Below are 17,492 nucleotides of genomic sequence, written 5' to 3' on the forward strand. Positions count from 1 at the left end.
GATTCACCATGACGATCTACAAAGCTCCCCTGAGCGACATGCGTTTCGCCCTCTATGACGTGCTCGGCGCCGATGCCGTGCTCGGCCGCCTCGAGGGCGGCGAGGCGCACACGCGGGACCTCCTCGACGCCGTGCTGGACGAGGCCGCACGCTTCAACGAGCAGGTGCTGGCGCCGCTGAACGCTTCGGGTGACCAGGAGGGCTGCCACTACGACAAGGCGACGGCGACGGTGACCACGCCGAAGGGCTTCAAGGAAGCCTATCGGCAGTACGCCGAGGGAGGCTGGGCGGGGCTGACCGCCCACGAGAAGTTCGGCGGCCAGGGACTGCCCGCCGCACTAGGCGCGATGACCAAGGAAATGATCGACTCGGCCAACCTGGCCTGGGGCATTTACCCGCTGCTCTCGCATGGCGCGACCGACGCCCTCGAACACCATGGCGACGCATGGCAGCAGGAAACCTTCCTCAAGCCACTGGTGGAGGGCCGCTGGACGGGCACCATGTGCCTGACCGAGCCGCAGGCCGGCTCCGATCTCGGCCTACTAAAGACCCGTGCCGAACCGCAGGCCGACGGCAGCTATCGCGTCACCGGCACCAAGATCTTCATCAGTGCGGGCGAGCACGACTTCGCCGAGAACATCGTCCACCTGGTGCTGGCCCGCCTGCCGGATGCACCGGCGGGCAGCCGCGGTATCTCGATGATCGTCGTACCCAAGTTCCGGGTGAACAAGGACGGCTCGCTCGGCGAGCGCAATGCCGTCGCCGCGGGTGCCATCGAACACAAGATGGGGATCAAGGGCTCGGCCACCTGCGTCATGAACTTCGACGGCGCCGAAGGCTGGCTGATCGGACCGGCGCACAAGGGACTCATGGCGATGTTCACCATGATGAATGCCGCACGCCTCGCCGTCGGTATCCAGGGCCTGGCCGTCTCCGAACGCGCACTGCAAAACAGCCTCAACTACGCGCGCGAACGCCTGCAGATGCGCGCCCTTTCCGGCCCGGCATTCCCGGAGAAAGCCGCCGACCCGCTCACCGTGCATCCGGATGTCCGCCGCATGCTGCTGACCCAGCGCGCTTTCGTCGAGGGCGGACGCGTGCTGGCTGCGTACGCCGCGCTGCAGAGCGACATCGAGTCGCGCGACGCCGACCCGCAGGCGCGCAAGAACGCCGGCGAACTGCTCTCGTTCCTTATTCCGATCGCCAAGGGCCTGCTGACCGAAGCGGCGCAGGAATGCACCAAGGAAGCACTGCAGATCTTCGGCGGCCACGGTTACATCGCCGAGCACGGCATGGAACAGTTCGTCCGCGACGCCCGCATCATCACGCTCTATGAAGGCACCACGGGCATCCAGGCTCTCGACCTGCTCGGCCGCAAGATCATGCAGTTGCAGGGCGCCGGACTGAAGCACTTCCTCGGCGAAATCTCCGCCTTCTGCCAGGCAAACGCCGAGAACGACGCCGTGAAGGCTTTCATCGGCCCGCTCGCCGTGGCGACGAAGACCTGGGGCGACGTGACCCAGGCCATCGCCCAGCGTGCGCAGGCCAATCCGGAGGAACTCGGCGCAGCCGCGGTGGATTACCTCTATTTCTCCGGCTACGTGACCCTGGCCTACTTCTGGGCGCGCAGCGTGCTTGCCACGGGCGGCTCCGCCCTCTCGGCGAACGACAAGCAGGCCAAGCGCGACACGGCCACCTTCTACTTCACCCGTATCCTGCCGCGCATCCACGTGCACAAGGCGGCGATCGAAGCGGGCGTGGCCACGTTGCCCGAACTGCTGTAACGCTGCCCTGCTCCGTGTAGGAGCCGATTCATCGGCGAAAGGGTGCTCGCGACACGGCCCTGCCCGCTTGCCCGCCGCCGCGGGATCGCCGATGAATCGCCTCCTACGCAGAGCACACAGGAGCGCCGGTTTTCACGAAGCCCCCGCCAGGGCTTCCGTCGGCCAGCGTGAAGGTGTAGAAAACAGACTCTTTCCGGAATCCTTCAGCCGCGACGGTGCCCGATACGATGAGCGACTCCCCGTTCCTGATCCGTCTCGCCGAGAGCGACGACGACGAGTTCATCCTGGATCTGGTTCCACGTTTCATCAGCTTCCCGCTGCCCAACGGCCGTACGCGCACCGACTGCCTCAAGGGCATCGAGGCGGACCTCGTCCATCACCTCGACGACCAGCCCTCCAACAGCTACATCTTCGTCGCCGAGAACGAAGAAGGCGACGCGGTGGGCTTCCTGCAATTGCAGAAGACCAAGGATTTCTTCACCCATCGCGACAACTGTCACATCGCCAACATCGCGGTGGCCGAGAAATACGAAGGCGTCGGCGCAGGCAAGTTCCTGCTCGATCATGCCTACGCCTGGGCGAAGGAACACCACTGCCAGTTCGTCACCCTGGCGGTGTTTCCCGGCAACGAGAAAGCCAGGGACCTCTACGCCGCGCACGGCTTCGACACCGATCTGATGCGCCTGGCCAAACCGGTGCGCTGAGCAACGAAAAAGGCCACCCGAGGGTGGCCTTTCATGTCGTTCCGTCCCGGGTCGATCAGACCTTGGCCGGTTCGTCCCTGGCTTCGCGCGTATCGAGGCGCATGGCCATGCGATCGATGTTGGCCAGCGAGACGAGGTGCGAGTAGATCCAGCCGAACGCGCCTTCGCGCAGGAATTCGTGGGCGACCTTCTCGTCGAGCGAGCGCAGCTTCTCTTCGTTGATCACGAACAGGCCGTTGAGGTTGATACCCTTGCCTTCCTTCTGCAGGGTGATGGTGCGCTCCTCGAGCAGGTTGTGCTCGCGCAGCTTGCCCATGAACCACTGCGTGCGGGCGACGTGGTCCTGGAACTCGCCGAGGAACTTCACCGCGTTGGTGAGCGCCGGCGCATCGGTGCCGTCTTCGTTGAAGAGACGCTCGCCTTCGGTCTCGTTGAAGCCCTCGTAGGCCTCGTCGAGGAACACGGTGAAGTCGTCACCCTCGGCACCGGCCGGCTTTTCCGCCAGCACGAACGGATAGCGGCGAATGAAAGCGGGGATATAAAGACCCGTTTCCCAGAAGCCGTTCTCGCCGACCAGCAGGTTCTCGCCCTGGCGCAGGCCAAGAAGAGCCATCGGGCCCGCTTCTTCGATCGTGTTGCCGGCGAAGAGGATCGGGTAATCGCGCGCGGCGGGCGCGAATTCGACACCGGTCAGCGGCACGGAGTGCGCGCCGGCGGCGAAACGGATGTTGTTGACCGCCTTGATGCGGAGGTCGCGGTGGGCGGTGCGGTTCAGCGGAACCGGACGCTCGTAGAAAAGCACTTCTGCCACAGTGGAACCCTCTATACCCGCCGGACCTGGGAAGCCACCCCGGCCCCCCTTCCAAACCCGTCGGGACTCTATCGAACGCCCACTATATCAGCGCTGCGCGCCCCGGACAGCCCCGCAAGAAGTGGGCCGCCGGCGGTGCTTTTCTGTAGCAATAATGGGCTATGCTCGGGTCAACGCCCCTTGTGGGGTCGGATCGGAGCATCGATCCGCACGGAGTTCGACTGGCTGGAACGCTCTTTCGCTTATGTGAAGGACGAGACACGATGACGATGGAAGTGCTTCAGGATGACCTGCCCAGGGTGACCGCGCTCAACACGACGCGCGTGCTCTCCCTCGACGCGGCAGGCCGCATCCTGGACTGGATCAGCTGGCAAGATGCCGTCTGCCTGTACGTTCGTGGCGTGGTCGCCTGGACGCTCGGCGACCCCTGCCTGACCGTCCACGGCGGCCTCAGCCGTGCCAGTGGACTCCAGAGCCGTCTCCAGCTCCATCCCATCGTCGCCAGCACGGGTCATTGCCGCGAACACGCCATCGACCCGGCGCCGGCACTCACCAACACCGCCCTCTTCGCACGCGACCGGCACATCTGCCTGTACTGCGGCCATCACTACACGCGCCATGAGCTGACACGCGACCACGTCCTGCCCCTGTCCAAGAAGGGCGCGGACGAGTGGGAAAACGTCGTCAGTGCCTGCCTGGCCTGCAATCTGCGCAAAAGCAACCGGACGCCGCAGCAGGCCAACATGCCGCTGCTGGCCGTGCCCTATCGCCCCAGCTGGGTCGAGCACCTGATCCTTTCCAACCGCAATATCCTGGCCGATCAGATGGAATTCCTGGTCGGCCATCTGCCCCGGGACCGCCGTCCGGCCTGAATCCGCCCCGATCCGTCCGCAAACATTCACGCCTCGTCCCTTGCCCCGGCCCGTCCGTAGGCGAACAATAGGCGGATGAACGACCTCTCCCGCTACCCCTATCTGGCGCAGATCGAATCGCCGGAGGACCTCCGTCGCTTTCCGGACGATGAACTGCCGGCCATCGCCGACGAATTGCGCCGCTACCTGATCGAGGCCGTCGCCTCGTCGGGCGGGCATTTCGGCGCGGGCCTGGGTGTGGTCGAACTCACGGTCGCCCTGCACCATGTCTTCGACACCCCTCGCGATCGCCTCGTCTGGGATGTCGGCCACCAGTGCTATCCGCACAAGATCCTGACCGGTCGCCGTGACCGCATCACGACGATCAAGAAGAAAGATGGCCTCGCTCCTTTTCCGCGCCGCGAAGAGAGCGAGTACGACACCTTCGGCGTCGGTCATTCCTCGACCTCCATCTCGGCCGCGCTCGGCATGGCCATCGCCCTGCAGCGCCGGGGCGACAACCGCAAGGTCGTCGCCGTGATCGGCGACGGCGCGATGACCGCCGGCATGGCCTTCGAGGCCCTGAATCACGGCGGCGATGTCGAGCCGAACATGCTGGTGATCCTCAACGACAACGGCATGTCGATCAGCGAAAACGTCGGCGCGATGACCAAGATGATGGCGCGCGCCATGTCCAGCCGCACACTGAACGCCTGGCGCGAGCGTGCGAAGAAGGCCATGCCGCGTGAGTCCTTCTTCGGCCGCTTCTTCAAGCGCTGGGAAGAGCACGCCAAGGGCATGTTCGTGCCGTCCACGCTCTTCGAGGAACTCGGCTTCCATTACACCGGCCCGATCGACGGCCACAACATGGCCCAGCTGGTCACGGCACTGGAGACGGTCAAGGGCCTCCCCGGCCCGCAACTCATCCACGTCATGACGACCAAGGGCAAGGGCTACGAACCGGCCGAAAAGGGCCCGATCGAATACCACGCCGTCGGCCCGTTCGACCCCGTCGCCGGTGTCGTCAAGAAGGGAGCGCCGGCCAAGCCGACCTACACCGATATCTTCAGCGACTGGCTGTGCGACATGGCGGCGGCCGACGAGCGCCTGCTCGGCATCACGCCGGCCATGCGCGAAGGCTCCGGCCTGGTCCGCTTCTCCAAGGAGTACCCCCAGCGCTACTTCGACGTCGCGATCGCCGAGCAGCATGCGGTCACGCTGGCCGCCGGCATGGCGGTCGAAGGCGCCAAGCCCGTGGTGGCGATCTATTCCACCTTCCTGCAGCGCGCCTACGACCAGGCGATCCACGATGTGGCCCTGCAGAACCTGGACGTGACCTTCGCCATCGACCGCGCGGGTGTCGTCGGTCCTGACGGTGCCACCCATTCGGGCAGCTTCGACCTCTCCTTCATGCGCTGCCTGCCGAACATGGTGATCATGGCGCCGGCCGACGAGCACGAATGCCGGACCATGCTCAGCACGGGCTTCCACTACAAGGGGCCCGCCGCCGTGCGCTACCCGCGCGGTACCGGCCCCGGTGCGAAGATGGCCGAAGCGCTGGAAACCTTCCCGATCGGCAAGGCCGAAGTCCGCCGTCGCGGTCATCACGGGCTGGCCATCCTTTCCTTCGGCACCATGCTCGCCCCCGCCGCGGTGATCGCGGCCGAGGTGGACGCCACCCTGGTCAACATGCGCTTCGTCAAACCGCTGGACGAAGAACTGATCCTCGAGATGGCACGCACGCACAAGGCCTTCGTCACGATCGAGGACAACGCCATCGCCGGCGGTGCCGGCGCGGGGGTGGCCGAGTTGCTCGCCGCCAACGGCGTGACCATCCCGATCTTCCACCTCGGCCTGCCGGATGCTTACCTCGAGCACGGCAGCCGCGAGGAAGTGCTGACCATGGCTGGCCTGGACCTGCCGCAGATTCGCCGTGCCATCGTCACGCGGTTCCCGCAGTTCATTGCCAGCGTCGTGGCAAGCGCGGGGTAACCCCGCGCTGCCCGCGCAGGCGCGACGATCCGCTCAGGCCGGCTTGCAGCCGCCGCTCACGCGGTCGCGCCGTTCCAGGTCCTGCGCGGTAAAGGTGTTCAGGAAGCCGGCGCGTTCAAGCACCTCACGTACCGCCGCGCCCTGGTTCCAGCCGTGCTCCAGCAGCAGCCAGCCCCCCGGCGCGAGCCGGGCCGGGGAAGCCGTTGCGATGCGACGGATATCGTCCAGGCCGTCCGTCCCCGAGGCTAACGCCGTGAGCGGTTCGAACCGCAGATCGCCTTCGCGCAGATGGTGGTCGGCGGACTCGATATAGGGCGGATTGCCGACGATCAGATCGAACGCCTCACCGCCGAGCGGCACGAGCCAGTCGCCATGTGCGAAGACCACCCTTTCGAGACCAAGGCGCCGAGCGTTACGGCGGGCCACCGCCAACGCATCGGCGCTGGCATCCACCGCGAACACCAGCGCATCCGGTCGCTCCTTGGCCATGGCCAGCGCGATCGCCCCACTACCTGTGCCCAGATCCGCCACACGGCCACCTTCGGGCAGGCGCTCGAGTGCGAGTTCCACCAGCAACTCCGTCTCGGCTCGTGGAATGAGCGTGGCCGGTGTGACTTCCAGCGTGAGCGACCAGAAGTCACGGGTGCCGGTGATGTAGGCGATCGGCTCGCCGGCGACGCGGCGGCGGACGAGCGATTCGAAGCGCTCCGTTGCCGCGGCCTCCGCGGGATCGTCCGCATGGGCGAAGAACCATGCGCGACTCACGCCCAACGCGTGCGCCAGCAGGAACTCGGCTTCGAGGCGGTCACCGAGGGCGTCCGTCGCCTGGCGCAGGATCGTGCGAATGTCGGTCATGCAGGCATTCTAACGTCGATGGCATCGGCTCCTCGCCTAGACTAGGCGAATGATCGGTCGCATCGCACTGCTTTCCCTCCTGCTGCTGCTCGGTGGATGCCGCGCCGCCTTCTTCGGCACGATGAACCTGCGCCAGCCTTCCGCGCATGTGCTGGCGCATCGGAACCTCGACTACGACGTGCCGCACGCGTTGGCGCTCGACGTCTACTCGCCGTTGCACGCAGACCACGCGCCGGTGGTTGTCTATTTCTACGGCGGCAGCTGGATGACCGGCAAGCGGCAGTGGTTCCGCTGGATGGGCGAGGCACTCGCGACGCAAGGTGTGGTCGCCATCGTGGCCGACGTTCGCCTGTGGCCGCGCACCCGTCTGGACGGCTTTCTGCACGACGGCGCCGAAGCTGTGCGCTGGGCACACGACCACGCGAGCGAATTCGGCGGCGACCCGACCCACCTGTTCGTGATGGGGCATTCGTCGGGCGGTCAGATCGCCGCCATGCTGGCGATGGACAAGGAGTGGCTGGCGGCCGTCGGCATGACGCCACGGGAGCTGGCCGGCTTCATCGGCGTCGCCGGCACGTACGACTTCATTCCCTTCGACGAGCCCGAATTCTACGACATGTTCGGCCGCACGCCGGACGTACAGGCACGGTCCCAGCCGATCAACTTCGTCGATGGCGACGAGCCGCCCGCCCTGCTCCTCCAGGGCGAGAAAGACACCGTCGTCTATCCGTCCGAAGCGCTGTCCCTGGAGGGTCGCTACGCGGCGTATGGCGAGCCTGTGGAGCTGAAGCTGTATCCGCAGCTTGGCCACGAGAAGCTGCTCCTGGCGTTCGGCCCGCTGAAGAACCGGGCACCGGTCCTGGCCGACACCATGGCCTTCATCCATCGCTATTCGGCTGCGCCTTCACCCTGACGCACGCCCACTTGCATCCGTCTTCACGCCGGCTCCGTAAGTTACCGGCATGACCCGACTCTTTCTCGCCGCCCTCGGCAGCCTCCTCCTCAGCGGCTGCCAGTCCGCTCTCTTCAGCGTCGTCAACGCCCGCCAGCCATCGGCGGGCGTCGTGGCCCACCAGGACATCGTGTTCGATGCCTCTCATGGCCTGTCGCTGGACGTGTACACCCCGCCGAACACGCATAAGGCGCCCGTCGTGGTGTTTCTCTACGGCGGAAGCTGGAAGAGCGGCAAGCGCCAGTGGTATCGCTGGGTCGGCGAGGCGCTGGCCGCCAAGGGCATCGTGACGGTCGTTGCGGATTACCGGCAATGGCCGACGGTGCGGCTGGATGGCTTCATGCACGACAGCGCCGAAGCGGTTCGCTGGGCGCACGACAACGCGGGCGAGTTCGGCGGCGACAGCGCGCATCTGTTCGTGATGGGTCATTCGGCGGGTGGCCATATCGCGGCGCTGCTGGCTACCGATGCACGCTGGCTGGGCGCGGTAGGCATGAAGCCTCGCGATCTCTCCGGCTTCATCGGACTGGCAGGGCCCTACGACTTCCTGCCTTTGACCAACGACGATTTCGTCGACATGTTCGGCCACACCGCGGAGCAGCAGGCCCGTTCGCAACCGGTCAACTTCGTCGACGGCGACGAGCCGCCAGCCCTCCTGTTGCAAGGCGAGACGGACGGGACGGTGAAGCCGTCGAATGCGCTCTCGCTGCAGCGGCGCTATGCGATGCACGGTGAGCAGGTCGAGTTGAAGCTCTATCCGCATACCGGCCACATGGGCGTGCTGTTCGGCCTTGCGGCGGGGAAGCACAAGGCCCCCGTGCTCGACGACGTGGTGGCCTTCATCCGCAAGCAAGCCAACGTGCCGTGATGCGCGCTCCGGTTGGAGCCGCGCTCGCTATCGGGCCTTCATCGCGTCACGCCCTTCGGCATTGCCGCCGCGTGCCGCATCCAGCACTTCCGGATACGGGTAGTTCAGCCCCAGCAACTGACGAATATCCGGACTGGCATGCTTGACGAATTCCGCCGGCAACGCCGCGGGCAAGTCTTCCATCGGCTTGACGAACTTCGGCAGGTACTGCGTGATGATCGCGGAGCGATCGATGTTGCTGCGATTTGGCATGGCGCAATGCCAGACGGCGCCGAAGAAGATCACCGTGTCTCCCGGCTCGCCGAGCATGCGTTCGCAACGTTCGAAGAACCGGTCGCTCTCGTCGGGATAGTGCAGCTCACGTTGCGTGCCGGGCACGAAAGCCGTCGCACCGGTTTCCGCGGTGAACGGGTCGAGCATGATCGTCGCCTGCGCGTTCAGCGGAAACGTCGCATTGATGCGCGCGGGATGTGTCTGCGGCGAATGGAAGTCCCAATAGGGATAGTCGATGTGGGGCTCCTGGCCCGGCCCGCCTGGCAGAATGCGGTTGGCCGCGATCGAGCCCATGATGAACTCGCTGCCGATGAAGGCGCGCATCACCTTCATGATCGCCGGATGCGCCGCCATCCGGGAAAAGATCTCGCCCTTCGCAAGCAGGTTCCAGACACGACGTTGCAGGTTGATACGCCCGGCTTTTTCCGCATCGCCCTGGAAGTGGGTCACCTTGCGGCCACGCTCGTCGGCGTCGGACTCATGCATGACGATCGCCCGCGCCTCGGCGATCTCCGCCGGTGTGAACAGGCCCCGTAGCGTGACTGCCCCGATACCGTCGAGCAGCTCGCCCACGATGGCGTCGGTATCCAGCGCGTCTTCGGTAAAGACACGGATACGGGAGGACGACGGAGTTACTGGGCGTGCGGAGGCATGCATGACTGGCTCCTGCCGCGGATGCGGCGTGGTAGGGCGGGTAAAGCGCCGATTCGCGGACTACGGTATGCCGGTTTGCAAGCGCTTGCAAACCGCACTGCAACATCCCTAGAGTCGACCGTATCCCCCGCCAGGAAGTGCCATGACGATGAGCGAACTGAGGATCGGCCTGATCGGTGCCGGCTACATGGGCAAGGCGCATACCGTGGGCTACCAGGGTGTCGGCACCCTGTTCGACACCCCGCTACGACCGGTATGCGAAATGATCGCCACCTCGACCACCGAAGGCGCGGCGGAGCATGCCCGGCGCTGGGGCTGGCAGCGGTCTACCGGCGACTGGCGCGAGCTGGTGGCCGATCCGCGTGTCGACGCGGTGGTCATCGCCACCCCGCCGCGCACTCACCTGGACATGGTGCTGGCCTGCATTGCGGCCGGCAAGCCGGTGTTCTGCGAGAAACCGCTCGGCGCCAGCGCCGACGAATCGCTGCGCATGACCGAAGCGGTCGAACGCGCCGGCCTGGCCAACATGATCGGCTTCAATTACATCCGCACGCCGGCCAGCCAGCTGGCCCGGCAGATCATCGCGTCCGGTGAGATCGGCGACGTCATCCAGGTCACCGCCGAACACGTGGAGGATTACCTGCACGACCCGGCCCTCCCCGCTTCCTGGCGCACACGCATCGCCACCGGCACGGAAGCCGGCGCCCTGGGCGACGTCGCCCCACACATCGTCAACGCCTGCCTGCGGCTGGTCGGGCCGATCGACAGCCTCGTCGCCGATACCCGCATCGTCCATACCCGACGCGACGGCCCGAATGGCTGGGAAGCGGTCGAAAACGACGATCAGGGCCAGATGCTCCTGCGTTTCGCCAACGGCGCAACGGGAAGCATCAGCTTCAGCCGCATGGCCGCCGGACGGAAGATGGGCTACACCTACCGCATCACCGGCACCCGTGGCGCCATCGCCTTCGATCAGGAAGACCAGAACGCACTGTGGCTGTACGACGCCACGCGCGATCCGGCACGCAGGGGTTTCCAGAAGCTGCTGATGGGCCCGGCGCATCCGGACTATCTCGCGTTCAACCAGGGCGTCGGCCATGGCACCGGCTACAACGACCAGATCGCGATCGAGGCGCGGGATTTCCTGCAGGCCGTGGCGACCGGCGAAACGGTGTGGCCCACCTTCCGCGACGGCTACGAGGTCGACCGGATCATCGAAGCAGCCCTACTGTCGCACCGCGAGCGCCGCTGGGTAACCATCGACTAAGCCTGCCGGAGACTTCCACGCACCACCAGGTCACAAGGAAACAACTTGCTGCGCGGCACCGCATCGGGCTGATCCATCCAGGCGACGATGCGCTCGATCGCATGCAGCACCATGTCGCGAATGGGCTGCCTCACCGTCGTCAAGGCGTAGGACGCCCAAGCCGCCAAGGGCATGTCGTCGAAACCGACGATGCTGATCCGCCCGGGCACATCGACGCCCTTTTCGCGACACGCATCGATCGCGCCGAGCGCCAGCACGTCATCGGCACAGAACACACCGTCCAGCAACGCATCGCGGTCGAGCAACGCGTGCATCGCCAGGCGGCCATGCTCGTGCGTGTAGTTACCCGCATGAAGGGTCTGTCGCACCGACGCCCCTGCCACGTCGGCAAAGCCTCTATGGCGATCGATCGTCGAAGCGTCGTGCGCCGAACCGCCGAGAAACGCGAGGCGGCGAAGGCCGCGCGACCGCATGGCCCGGGCGACCAGACGGCCACCCTCGATATTGTCGACCGTCGCCACGGGCACGGGCGACGACCGACCCGCCCGACCGAATACATGCAGCACCGGCAGCCCGGCCGCACGGCATGACGCGGCGAATCCATCGGGCGGTGCCGAGGTGGCGATGAGGACAGCGTCGACGTTGTACTGCTGCATCATGTCGAGCGCCGCCTTGCCGTCTTCATCCTCACCCAGGTTCGCGAGCAGCGGCCGCAAACCGCGTGCCTGCAGCTCACGGGTAAACAGGTCGAAGACCTCCATGAAGGTCGGGTTGGCAAAGTGATTGGAGACCAGGCCGATCAGCTCGGTGCGCCCCGTCATCAGGCTGCGCGCAAGCCGGTTGGGCCTGTAGCCGAGCCGCCCGGCCGTCTCGGTAACCAGCTGGCGCGTCTTCGCCGACACACTGGCGCCCGGTGTAAATGTCCGCGACACCGCCGAGATGGAAACGCCCGCCGCCTCCGCCACGTCGCGTGCGGTGGCGGGAGAGGTTCGGGTCGGCAGAGGGTTACGAGGCGGCATGCAGCAAGGTTAGCGCATCAGGCGACGACCGAAATGGGAAGCCCTTGGGCTTCCATGAGCTTCATGCGATCCGTCAGGCCGGTGTAGAACGCCACCAGCGGTTTGGATCCGCCACCCCGCGCGGCGTCCGGTTGGCCGCTCGCATGCATTAGGTCCAGGGCCTGCAGGCGAGTCGGCGCGACATCGGAGAAATCGATGGGTTTCGCGGTCGATCTGTCCGGCGTTCGCGCCGACGGGCGAGCATCGACTGGCGTTCGCATGGTCGTCTTTTCCACCGCGTACGCGCCCGGGCCCAGGACCGGACGGCTGATCTGCACAAGGCCGGCCATCACGCCATCACCGAAAGGGACTTGGCTTGAGCCTCGACCATCTTCATCCAGTCGTTGAGGCCTTCGTACAGACTCACGAGTTTCGCGGAACCCTGACCACGGGCGAAGCCCGTCATGCTGTCGATCGTCGCGGTCAGATCCATGGGGACGTCAGCTCGTTCGGTGTACCACTCGCCGGGTATCGAGCCGAAAAGTGTCGTGCAGTAGAGGCCGTCGGGACCGTCGACCCTTCCACTCATGAGCCGATCATCGAGGTATGCCCGCAGCTGTCGTGGCGTGACATTCGAGAAATCGATCACGTCGGGAGCGCTCTTGCGAGCCGTCTTGATGTCTCCAGGCGCTTCGACGGCCTTTTCCGTCATCGCCCTGGGCGCCGTATGCGCAACCACACTCGGCACTGAACTCGTAATTTGCATGACGCCACCTCCTGGTCGGTATCGACCAAGAGACCAGAGAACCGTTGTCGACGATAGTCATCTCACTTATGCCGCGGCGATAGATGTCACAACGTGATTGAACATGCCTACACCTACGACCATCAGGAAACTGATCACACGCCAGCAAGATGTGATCCGCCACAAGACTCATCCTTGCGCCATCGATTCGCGCGAACAGCCAATCGATGATGACCTCGGCCGATTTGGCCTGATGAGAGCAAGAACATGAAACGATTCTTCGCCACTGCGGGCGCCTTCAGCCTGATGCTTGGCATCGGCTCTGCCTACGCCAGCAACAATCTTTCGCGGGTCTACGTGCATCACGTCGTTTCGTCGAAGGGAGGCACCGAACTGATACCCCAGGGCGGATCGTGGACCGCTCGAGATCACGGCGGCGCGACCTTCCAGATCGTCACCGATGAAATCGGCTACGGGCACGGCGCGCAGGCTCGGTTGCTCGGAACACCTCTGCGCGAGATCAAATACGAGTCCCTCTGCAACGTCGGTGGCCGCCTCGGATCTTGCCGTAACGGCGCCACGATCGTCGGTCATCGCAGCACGTGGGACGCCAGTGGCCGCGAAGGTGGCAACTTCGAAGTCGTCGTACTGCCAAGTGGCTCCGGCGGCCCGAAGCGGGCCACGCTGCAAATTCGCTGAATGATGACGCGAAGGCCGGGACCCCGATGGCTCGGCTTTCGCGTAACAGTCGGCCAGATGATCCTGCCAAGCCGCACCATAGACCAAGGAATCGATGGGCGAATGCGGCATCGAAAACCTAGGCCGCTGATTCTTTGGAACAATCGTCAAATCGAGCCCACCCTTTCGAGGGGCTCGGGCACTCCTTGCCGAGCTACTGTTCGTTTGTCTATGTCAGACACAAAAGGAGCATGAAATGAGCATTAAACGGAATGGGTGCCACCTCATGGCTGCAGCGGCGATCCTGCTCTTCGCCGGCCAAGCCGCCGCGGCGAACGTGGCGTGCCCTGCGGCGGGCGATATCAAGCTTGCAGGAAGCTCGGCGGACGAAACGAGTTACAAGGCGGTCGTGGGTGAAACCACCTGGAAAGGCGAGGTTTCCAAATACGACGACGACGTCGATCTCAAGACGCTGCACTTCGTGGGCGCATCCATCGCCAATGCCAAGAATTTCGTAGCGTGCGATTACTATGGCGAGGGCCGATCCAATCTGCGCATGACGATCGACACCAAGAAGGCGAGCTCTCCGGCGAACCCGTCTGCCTGGACAGGCAAGGACGGTGAGCCGCTCTCTTGCAAGAATTCCGACGTGGCCAAGTGTGAGTTCCACTGATCCTGGCTCCCGCTAACGAAAAGGCCGGGCGATTTCTCGCCCGGCCTTTTCGTTACATCGACGGATCGATCAGCGTGTGATCGCCTTCGGATCCTGCTTGGCCTTCAGCGCCGCACACAGCAGCGTCGACTCGCTGGTCTGCGCCAGGTCGCGCTCGGCACCGCTCACCTGGGCGAGCTTCGGCTTGAAGTACTCGTTCATGCGATCGGCTTCGGCCTTGGAACAGCTGCCGGCGGCAGCCATGGTGACGACCTTGCCGCCAGCGAAGCTACCGGTGCGCGCAATGATCTTGTCGTAGTTGGTGGTGTACCACTTCCACAGTTCATTGCGCGAGGCCTCGGAATCGCGGCTGCCACGCAGAATCGCAGCCATCTCACCCACCTTGACGTCTTTGCTCAGCGAGAAGTCACGCGCTTTGTTCGACTGCGCAACGTCCTTGGTGCTGGCCAGAGCGGAGAGCATGGCGTTGCGCTTGGCCGGGTCGGAGGTCTTCGGGATCTCCGCGATCAGCGCGTCGACGGCCGGTGCGCCGCGCTCCTGCACGGCGACGCCGAGTGCATCGGCGAGCAGGTCGGGGTCAGCGGCGTCGAGGTCGAGATGACCGTCCTTCGTCTTCAGTGCAGCGTCACCCTGGCGCAGCAGTTCGGCACGGACCTCCGGCGCGGCGATGTCGTCGTCACCGAGGAAGCCGGCAAGCGTCGTGCGGGTGATCGTGTCGTTGTCCGCTTCACCGGCCTTCTTGCGATAACCCAGTTCCTTGAGCTTCGGCAGGTAGGCGTCCACGGCCCACTTGCGCAGGCGATCGCGCTGGGCGTCGGTGACAGCTTCATTGTGGAGGATCCAGTTGAAGGTAGTCATCGGTGCGGTGAAGACCTCGCGGGTCTTCGAGGCCGTGATCGGCTTGAGTGCAGCAAGCACGTCGCCGGCATCGAGATCGCCGTGCAGGAAGGCCGCGCGCACGGCGTCCGCATAGGCCAGCTGCTCGGCATCGCTCAGCGTGGAGACCACCTTGCTGAGCGCAGCGAGATCGGTCTTGCTCTGCGCGAAGCGGTAGTAACCACGGCCGTTCGCGTTAGGCAGCACCCAGGTGCCCTTGCCGGCGTCGTCCAGCACCATCGTACCGGTGGCCTGGTCGAGCAGCTCGCACTTGACCTTGTTCGCACCGCCGGCGGTACCGTAACGCACGCACATCGGCACACCCCACACACGGCTGGCGTCGCCGGTGCTGCCCAGCGGCAGGTAGCGACTCTGGGTCAGGTGCAGGACGGTCTTGCCGCCTTCGGTCTTCACCTCGGTGGTGACGTAAGGTACGCCCGACTGGTTGAGGAAGCTGCGGAAGGCATTCTTGAACGCGTCGCCCTGGCCTGCGGCTTCGGCAATCGAGTCGATCAGATCGTCGGCCGTCGCGTTGGCGAACTTGTGCTTCTGGATATAGGCACGCATGCCCTTCTGGAAGACCGGATCGGTGACATAGCCTTCGAACATGCCGAGGACGGCAGCGCCCTTCTGATAGGTGATGCCGTCGAACGCGGTTTCGATATCGCCGTTGCCGGTGATCGGCTGGCGAATCTTGCGGGCGCTGACCAGGCTATCGTTGTTCATCGCGCCCTGCGCACCGCGAACGCGGTCGAGGTCGGCCCGGTATTCCGGGTGCACCTTGGTGGTGACCTTCTGCTGCATCCAGGTGGCAAACGCCTCATTGAGCCAGAGGTCGTCCCACCAGGCCATCGTCACGGTGTCGCCGGTCCACTGGTGGGCCAGTTCATGCGCGTTGACGTTGAACGAACCACGGACGTACTGCGCCGCCGAATCCGGATCGATCAGGAGGAGCCAGTCACGGAACGTGACCAGGCCGGCGTTTTCCATGGCGCCGGCACTGAAGTCGGGCGCGGCGAGCAGGTCGAGCTTGTCGTACGGGTAACCGAAGCCGTAATAGTCCTCGAGCGTGTGGATGATCGAGTTGGTCTCGCCCAACACGTGCTGCATGCGATGGCCTTCACCCTTGGCGGCGATGCCGCGCAAAGGGGTGGCCGTGGAACGGAACTCGGTCGGCGAAATATCCGGGCCCTTCACCACGTCCCACGGGCCGACGGCGAACGCGACCAGATAGGTCGGCAGCGGCTTGGTGGTGGAGAACGTCAGGGTCTTCCAGCCCGCCCCCGCCTTCTCTTCCTTCACCTGCGCGGTGTTGGCCACGCCCTGGTCGTCGGCCGGAATGGTCAGGCTGAGATCGAACGGCACCTTGAACGAAGGCTCGTCGAAGCCCGGGAACGCGTAGCGCGCGGAGACCGGCTCCATCTGCGTCATCGCGTACGGCACGCCTTCGTGCGATACCTTGTAGAGGCCCTGCAGCTGCTTGTTCAGCGGCGCAGTGAACTCGATCGCAAGGGTGATCTCCTGCGGCTCGAGCTTGGCGCCGAGATCGACGCGTGCGACGCCTTCCTTCTCGGCGGCGACGGTGTACTTGCCGACGTGCTTCTTGCCCGCGGCGTCGGTGATGGTGACCTTGGAGACCTTGAGGTCCTTGCCGTGCAACCAGATGAAGTCCGACGCCTGGGTCAGCTTGACCTTGATCGTGGCGGAGCCGGCATAGTCTTCCTGCTTGGGATCGACCTTGAAAGCCAGCTTGTAGCTTTCGGGCTGGGCCCAGGTGGGCAGGTGGCCGAGGGGCGCGGCGGCGTCCGTGCCGGCGGCGAACGCGGCGCCACAGCAGGCGGCGAGCGCGGTGAGAACGAGAGGACGGACGAAATGACGCATGGCGGGTGGGACTCCCCTGTGGGTAATCCCCCATCCTGCGAACAGGGATGACCTTCGACACAGTGCCAGAAGGCACCCCCGCCGCGCTGCGGTGCGTCAGAGTTCGACGATCGGCTTGAACCCGCCGAAGAACATCCGCTTGCCGTCGAAGGGGAGTTTCTTGGGGTCCATGAAGGCGGCAAGTCGCGGATCTTCCATGATTTTCTTCATGATGCGGTCGCGTGCGCGCTTGTTCTCGTAAACGATCCAGGAGAACACGACGGTCTCGCCGGGTTTCAGTTTCACCGATTGCGGGAACGAGGTGGATTTGCCGGGTTTTACATCGTCGGCGATGCATTCGTTGTAGGCGAGGGCGCCGTGCTCCAACCAGACCTTGCCCGCGAGTCGGGCCATCTTCTTGTAGTCGGCCATGCGGTCCAGGGGTACGGGTAATACGAAACCGTCGACGTAGCTCATGGTGCGACCCTCCCGAGATGAATGTCGGGGGAGCGTCTCCTATCACGAGGAAAGGCCGCGTTAAACGCGGCCTTTCGGCAACACCCTTTTGGGGCGCGGCTTGTCGTGGGAGGTGGCTATGCCGGCGATGGTATTGTCCACGGGGTGGCTGCTTCACTGCTCCGTTGGTTTTTC

Annotated in this window: 17 protein-coding genes; 9 read left to right on the top strand and 8 right to left on the bottom strand. The window is 64.9% G+C overall.

The window, feature by feature from the left end:
* The first annotated feature begins 8 nt into the window (after positions 1-8).
* Positions 9-1,784, top strand: coding sequence for an acyl-CoA dehydrogenase C-terminal domain-containing protein (locus tag VM621_RS08285; protein WP_325468493.1), 1,776 nt, complete (start codon positions 9-11; stop codon positions 1,782-1,784).
* Between the two features lie 227 nt (positions 1,785-2,011).
* Positions 2,012-2,488: a GNAT family N-acetyltransferase gene (locus VM621_RS08290; protein ID WP_325468494.1), complete on the top strand. Its 477-nt coding sequence runs from the start codon at positions 2,012-2,014 to the stop codon at positions 2,486-2,488.
* Positions 2,489-2,543: 55 nt separating this feature from the next.
* Here VM621_RS08290 and VM621_RS08295 read toward each other — a convergent pair whose 3' ends face one another.
* Positions 2,544-3,299 (bottom strand): SapC family protein, encoded by a 756-nt coding sequence (locus VM621_RS08295; RefSeq protein WP_325468495.1) that lies wholly within the window; start codon positions 3,297-3,299, stop codon positions 2,544-2,546.
* Between the two features lie 269 nt (positions 3,300-3,568).
* On the opposite strand from VM621_RS08295, the gene VM621_RS08300 reads away from it, so the two are divergent.
* Both VM621_RS08300 and dxs read left to right on the top strand, forming a co-directional pair.
* Complete coding sequence (locus tag VM621_RS08300) at positions 3,569-4,171, top strand: HNH endonuclease (RefSeq protein WP_325468496.1); 603 nt, start codon at positions 3,569-3,571, stop codon at positions 4,169-4,171.
* Positions 4,172-4,246: 75 nt separating this feature from the next.
* On the top strand, positions 4,247-6,142 hold the full coding sequence (dxs, locus tag VM621_RS08305) for a 1-deoxy-D-xylulose-5-phosphate synthase (RefSeq protein WP_325468497.1): 1,896 nt from the start codon (positions 4,247-4,249) through the stop codon (positions 6,140-6,142).
* Between the two features lie 33 nt (positions 6,143-6,175).
* Here dxs and prmC read toward each other — a convergent pair whose 3' ends face one another.
* Positions 6,176-6,997, bottom strand: coding sequence for a peptide chain release factor N(5)-glutamine methyltransferase (prmC, locus tag VM621_RS08310; RefSeq protein ID WP_325468498.1), 822 nt, complete (start codon positions 6,995-6,997; stop codon positions 6,176-6,178).
* Positions 6,998-7,046: 49 nt separating this feature from the next.
* Between prmC and VM621_RS08315 the strand changes: the two genes are divergently transcribed.
* Together VM621_RS08315 and VM621_RS08320 are read left to right on the top strand one after the other, a co-directional pair.
* Complete coding sequence (locus VM621_RS08315) at positions 7,047-7,910, top strand: alpha/beta hydrolase (protein ID WP_325468499.1); 864 nt, start codon at positions 7,047-7,049, stop codon at positions 7,908-7,910.
* A 49-nt stretch (positions 7,911-7,959) separates the two neighbouring features.
* Positions 7,960-8,817 (top strand): alpha/beta hydrolase, encoded by an 858-nt coding sequence (locus VM621_RS08320; protein WP_325468500.1) that lies wholly within the window; start codon positions 7,960-7,962, stop codon positions 8,815-8,817.
* Positions 8,818-8,844: 27 nt separating this feature from the next.
* Here the strand turns inward: VM621_RS08320 and VM621_RS08325 are convergent, their stop codons facing one another.
* Positions 8,845-9,747, bottom strand: coding sequence for a phytanoyl-CoA dioxygenase family protein (locus VM621_RS08325; protein ID WP_325468501.1), 903 nt, complete (start codon positions 9,745-9,747; stop codon positions 8,845-8,847).
* 145 nt (positions 9,748-9,892) lie between these two features.
* Here VM621_RS08325 and VM621_RS08330 point away from each other — a divergent pair, with 145 nt between their 5' ends.
* Positions 9,893-11,011 carry a Gfo/Idh/MocA family oxidoreductase gene (locus VM621_RS08330; RefSeq protein ID WP_325468502.1) on the top strand — a complete coding sequence of 373 codons (1,119 nt, stop codon included), beginning with the start codon at positions 9,893-9,895 and terminating at the stop codon, positions 11,009-11,011.
* Here VM621_RS08330 and VM621_RS08335 read toward each other — a convergent pair.
* From VM621_RS08335 to VM621_RS08345, 3 genes are all read right to left on the bottom strand, one after another.
* Positions 11,008-12,030 (bottom strand): LacI family DNA-binding transcriptional regulator, encoded by a 1,023-nt coding sequence (locus tag VM621_RS08335; protein WP_325468503.1) that lies wholly within the window; start codon positions 12,028-12,030, stop codon positions 11,008-11,010. The genes VM621_RS08330 and VM621_RS08335 overlap by 4 nt on opposite strands.
* Positions 12,031-12,047: 17 nt before the next feature.
* Positions 12,048-12,290 carry a hypothetical protein gene (locus VM621_RS08340; RefSeq protein WP_325468504.1) on the bottom strand — a complete coding sequence of 81 codons (243 nt, stop codon included), beginning with the start codon at positions 12,288-12,290 and terminating at the stop codon, positions 12,048-12,050.
* Between the two features lie 68 nt (positions 12,291-12,358).
* Positions 12,359-12,775, bottom strand: a complete 417-nt coding sequence (locus VM621_RS08345) for a hypothetical protein (RefSeq protein WP_325468505.1) — start codon at positions 12,773-12,775, stop codon at positions 12,359-12,361.
* 246 nt (positions 12,776-13,021) lie between these two features.
* On the opposite strand from VM621_RS08345, the gene VM621_RS08350 reads away from it, so the two are divergent.
* Both VM621_RS08350 and VM621_RS08355 read left to right on the top strand, forming a co-directional pair.
* Positions 13,022-13,453 (top strand): DUF4879 domain-containing protein, encoded by a 432-nt coding sequence (locus tag VM621_RS08350; protein WP_325468506.1) that lies wholly within the window; start codon positions 13,022-13,024, stop codon positions 13,451-13,453.
* A gap of 235 nt (positions 13,454-13,688) precedes the next feature.
* Positions 13,689-14,105, top strand: coding sequence for a hypothetical protein (locus tag VM621_RS08355; RefSeq protein ID WP_325468507.1), 417 nt, complete (start codon positions 13,689-13,691; stop codon positions 14,103-14,105).
* A 69-nt stretch (positions 14,106-14,174) separates the two neighbouring features.
* Here the strand turns inward: VM621_RS08355 and VM621_RS08360 are convergent, their stop codons facing one another.
* Both VM621_RS08360 and VM621_RS08365 read right to left on the bottom strand, forming a co-directional pair.
* On the bottom strand, positions 14,175-16,862 hold the full coding sequence (locus VM621_RS08360) for a M1 family metallopeptidase (protein ID WP_325468508.1): 2,688 nt from the start codon (positions 16,860-16,862) through the stop codon (positions 14,175-14,177).
* Positions 16,863-16,958: 96 nt separating this feature from the next.
* Complete coding sequence (locus tag VM621_RS08365) at positions 16,959-17,318, bottom strand: DUF1428 domain-containing protein (RefSeq protein ID WP_325468509.1); 360 nt, start codon at positions 17,316-17,318, stop codon at positions 16,959-16,961.
* Positions 17,319-17,492: the final 174 nt, after the last annotated feature.

The organism is Luteibacter sp., from assembly GCF_035539195.1.
Taxonomy (GTDB): domain Bacteria; phylum Pseudomonadota; class Gammaproteobacteria; order Xanthomonadales; family Rhodanobacteraceae; genus Luteibacter.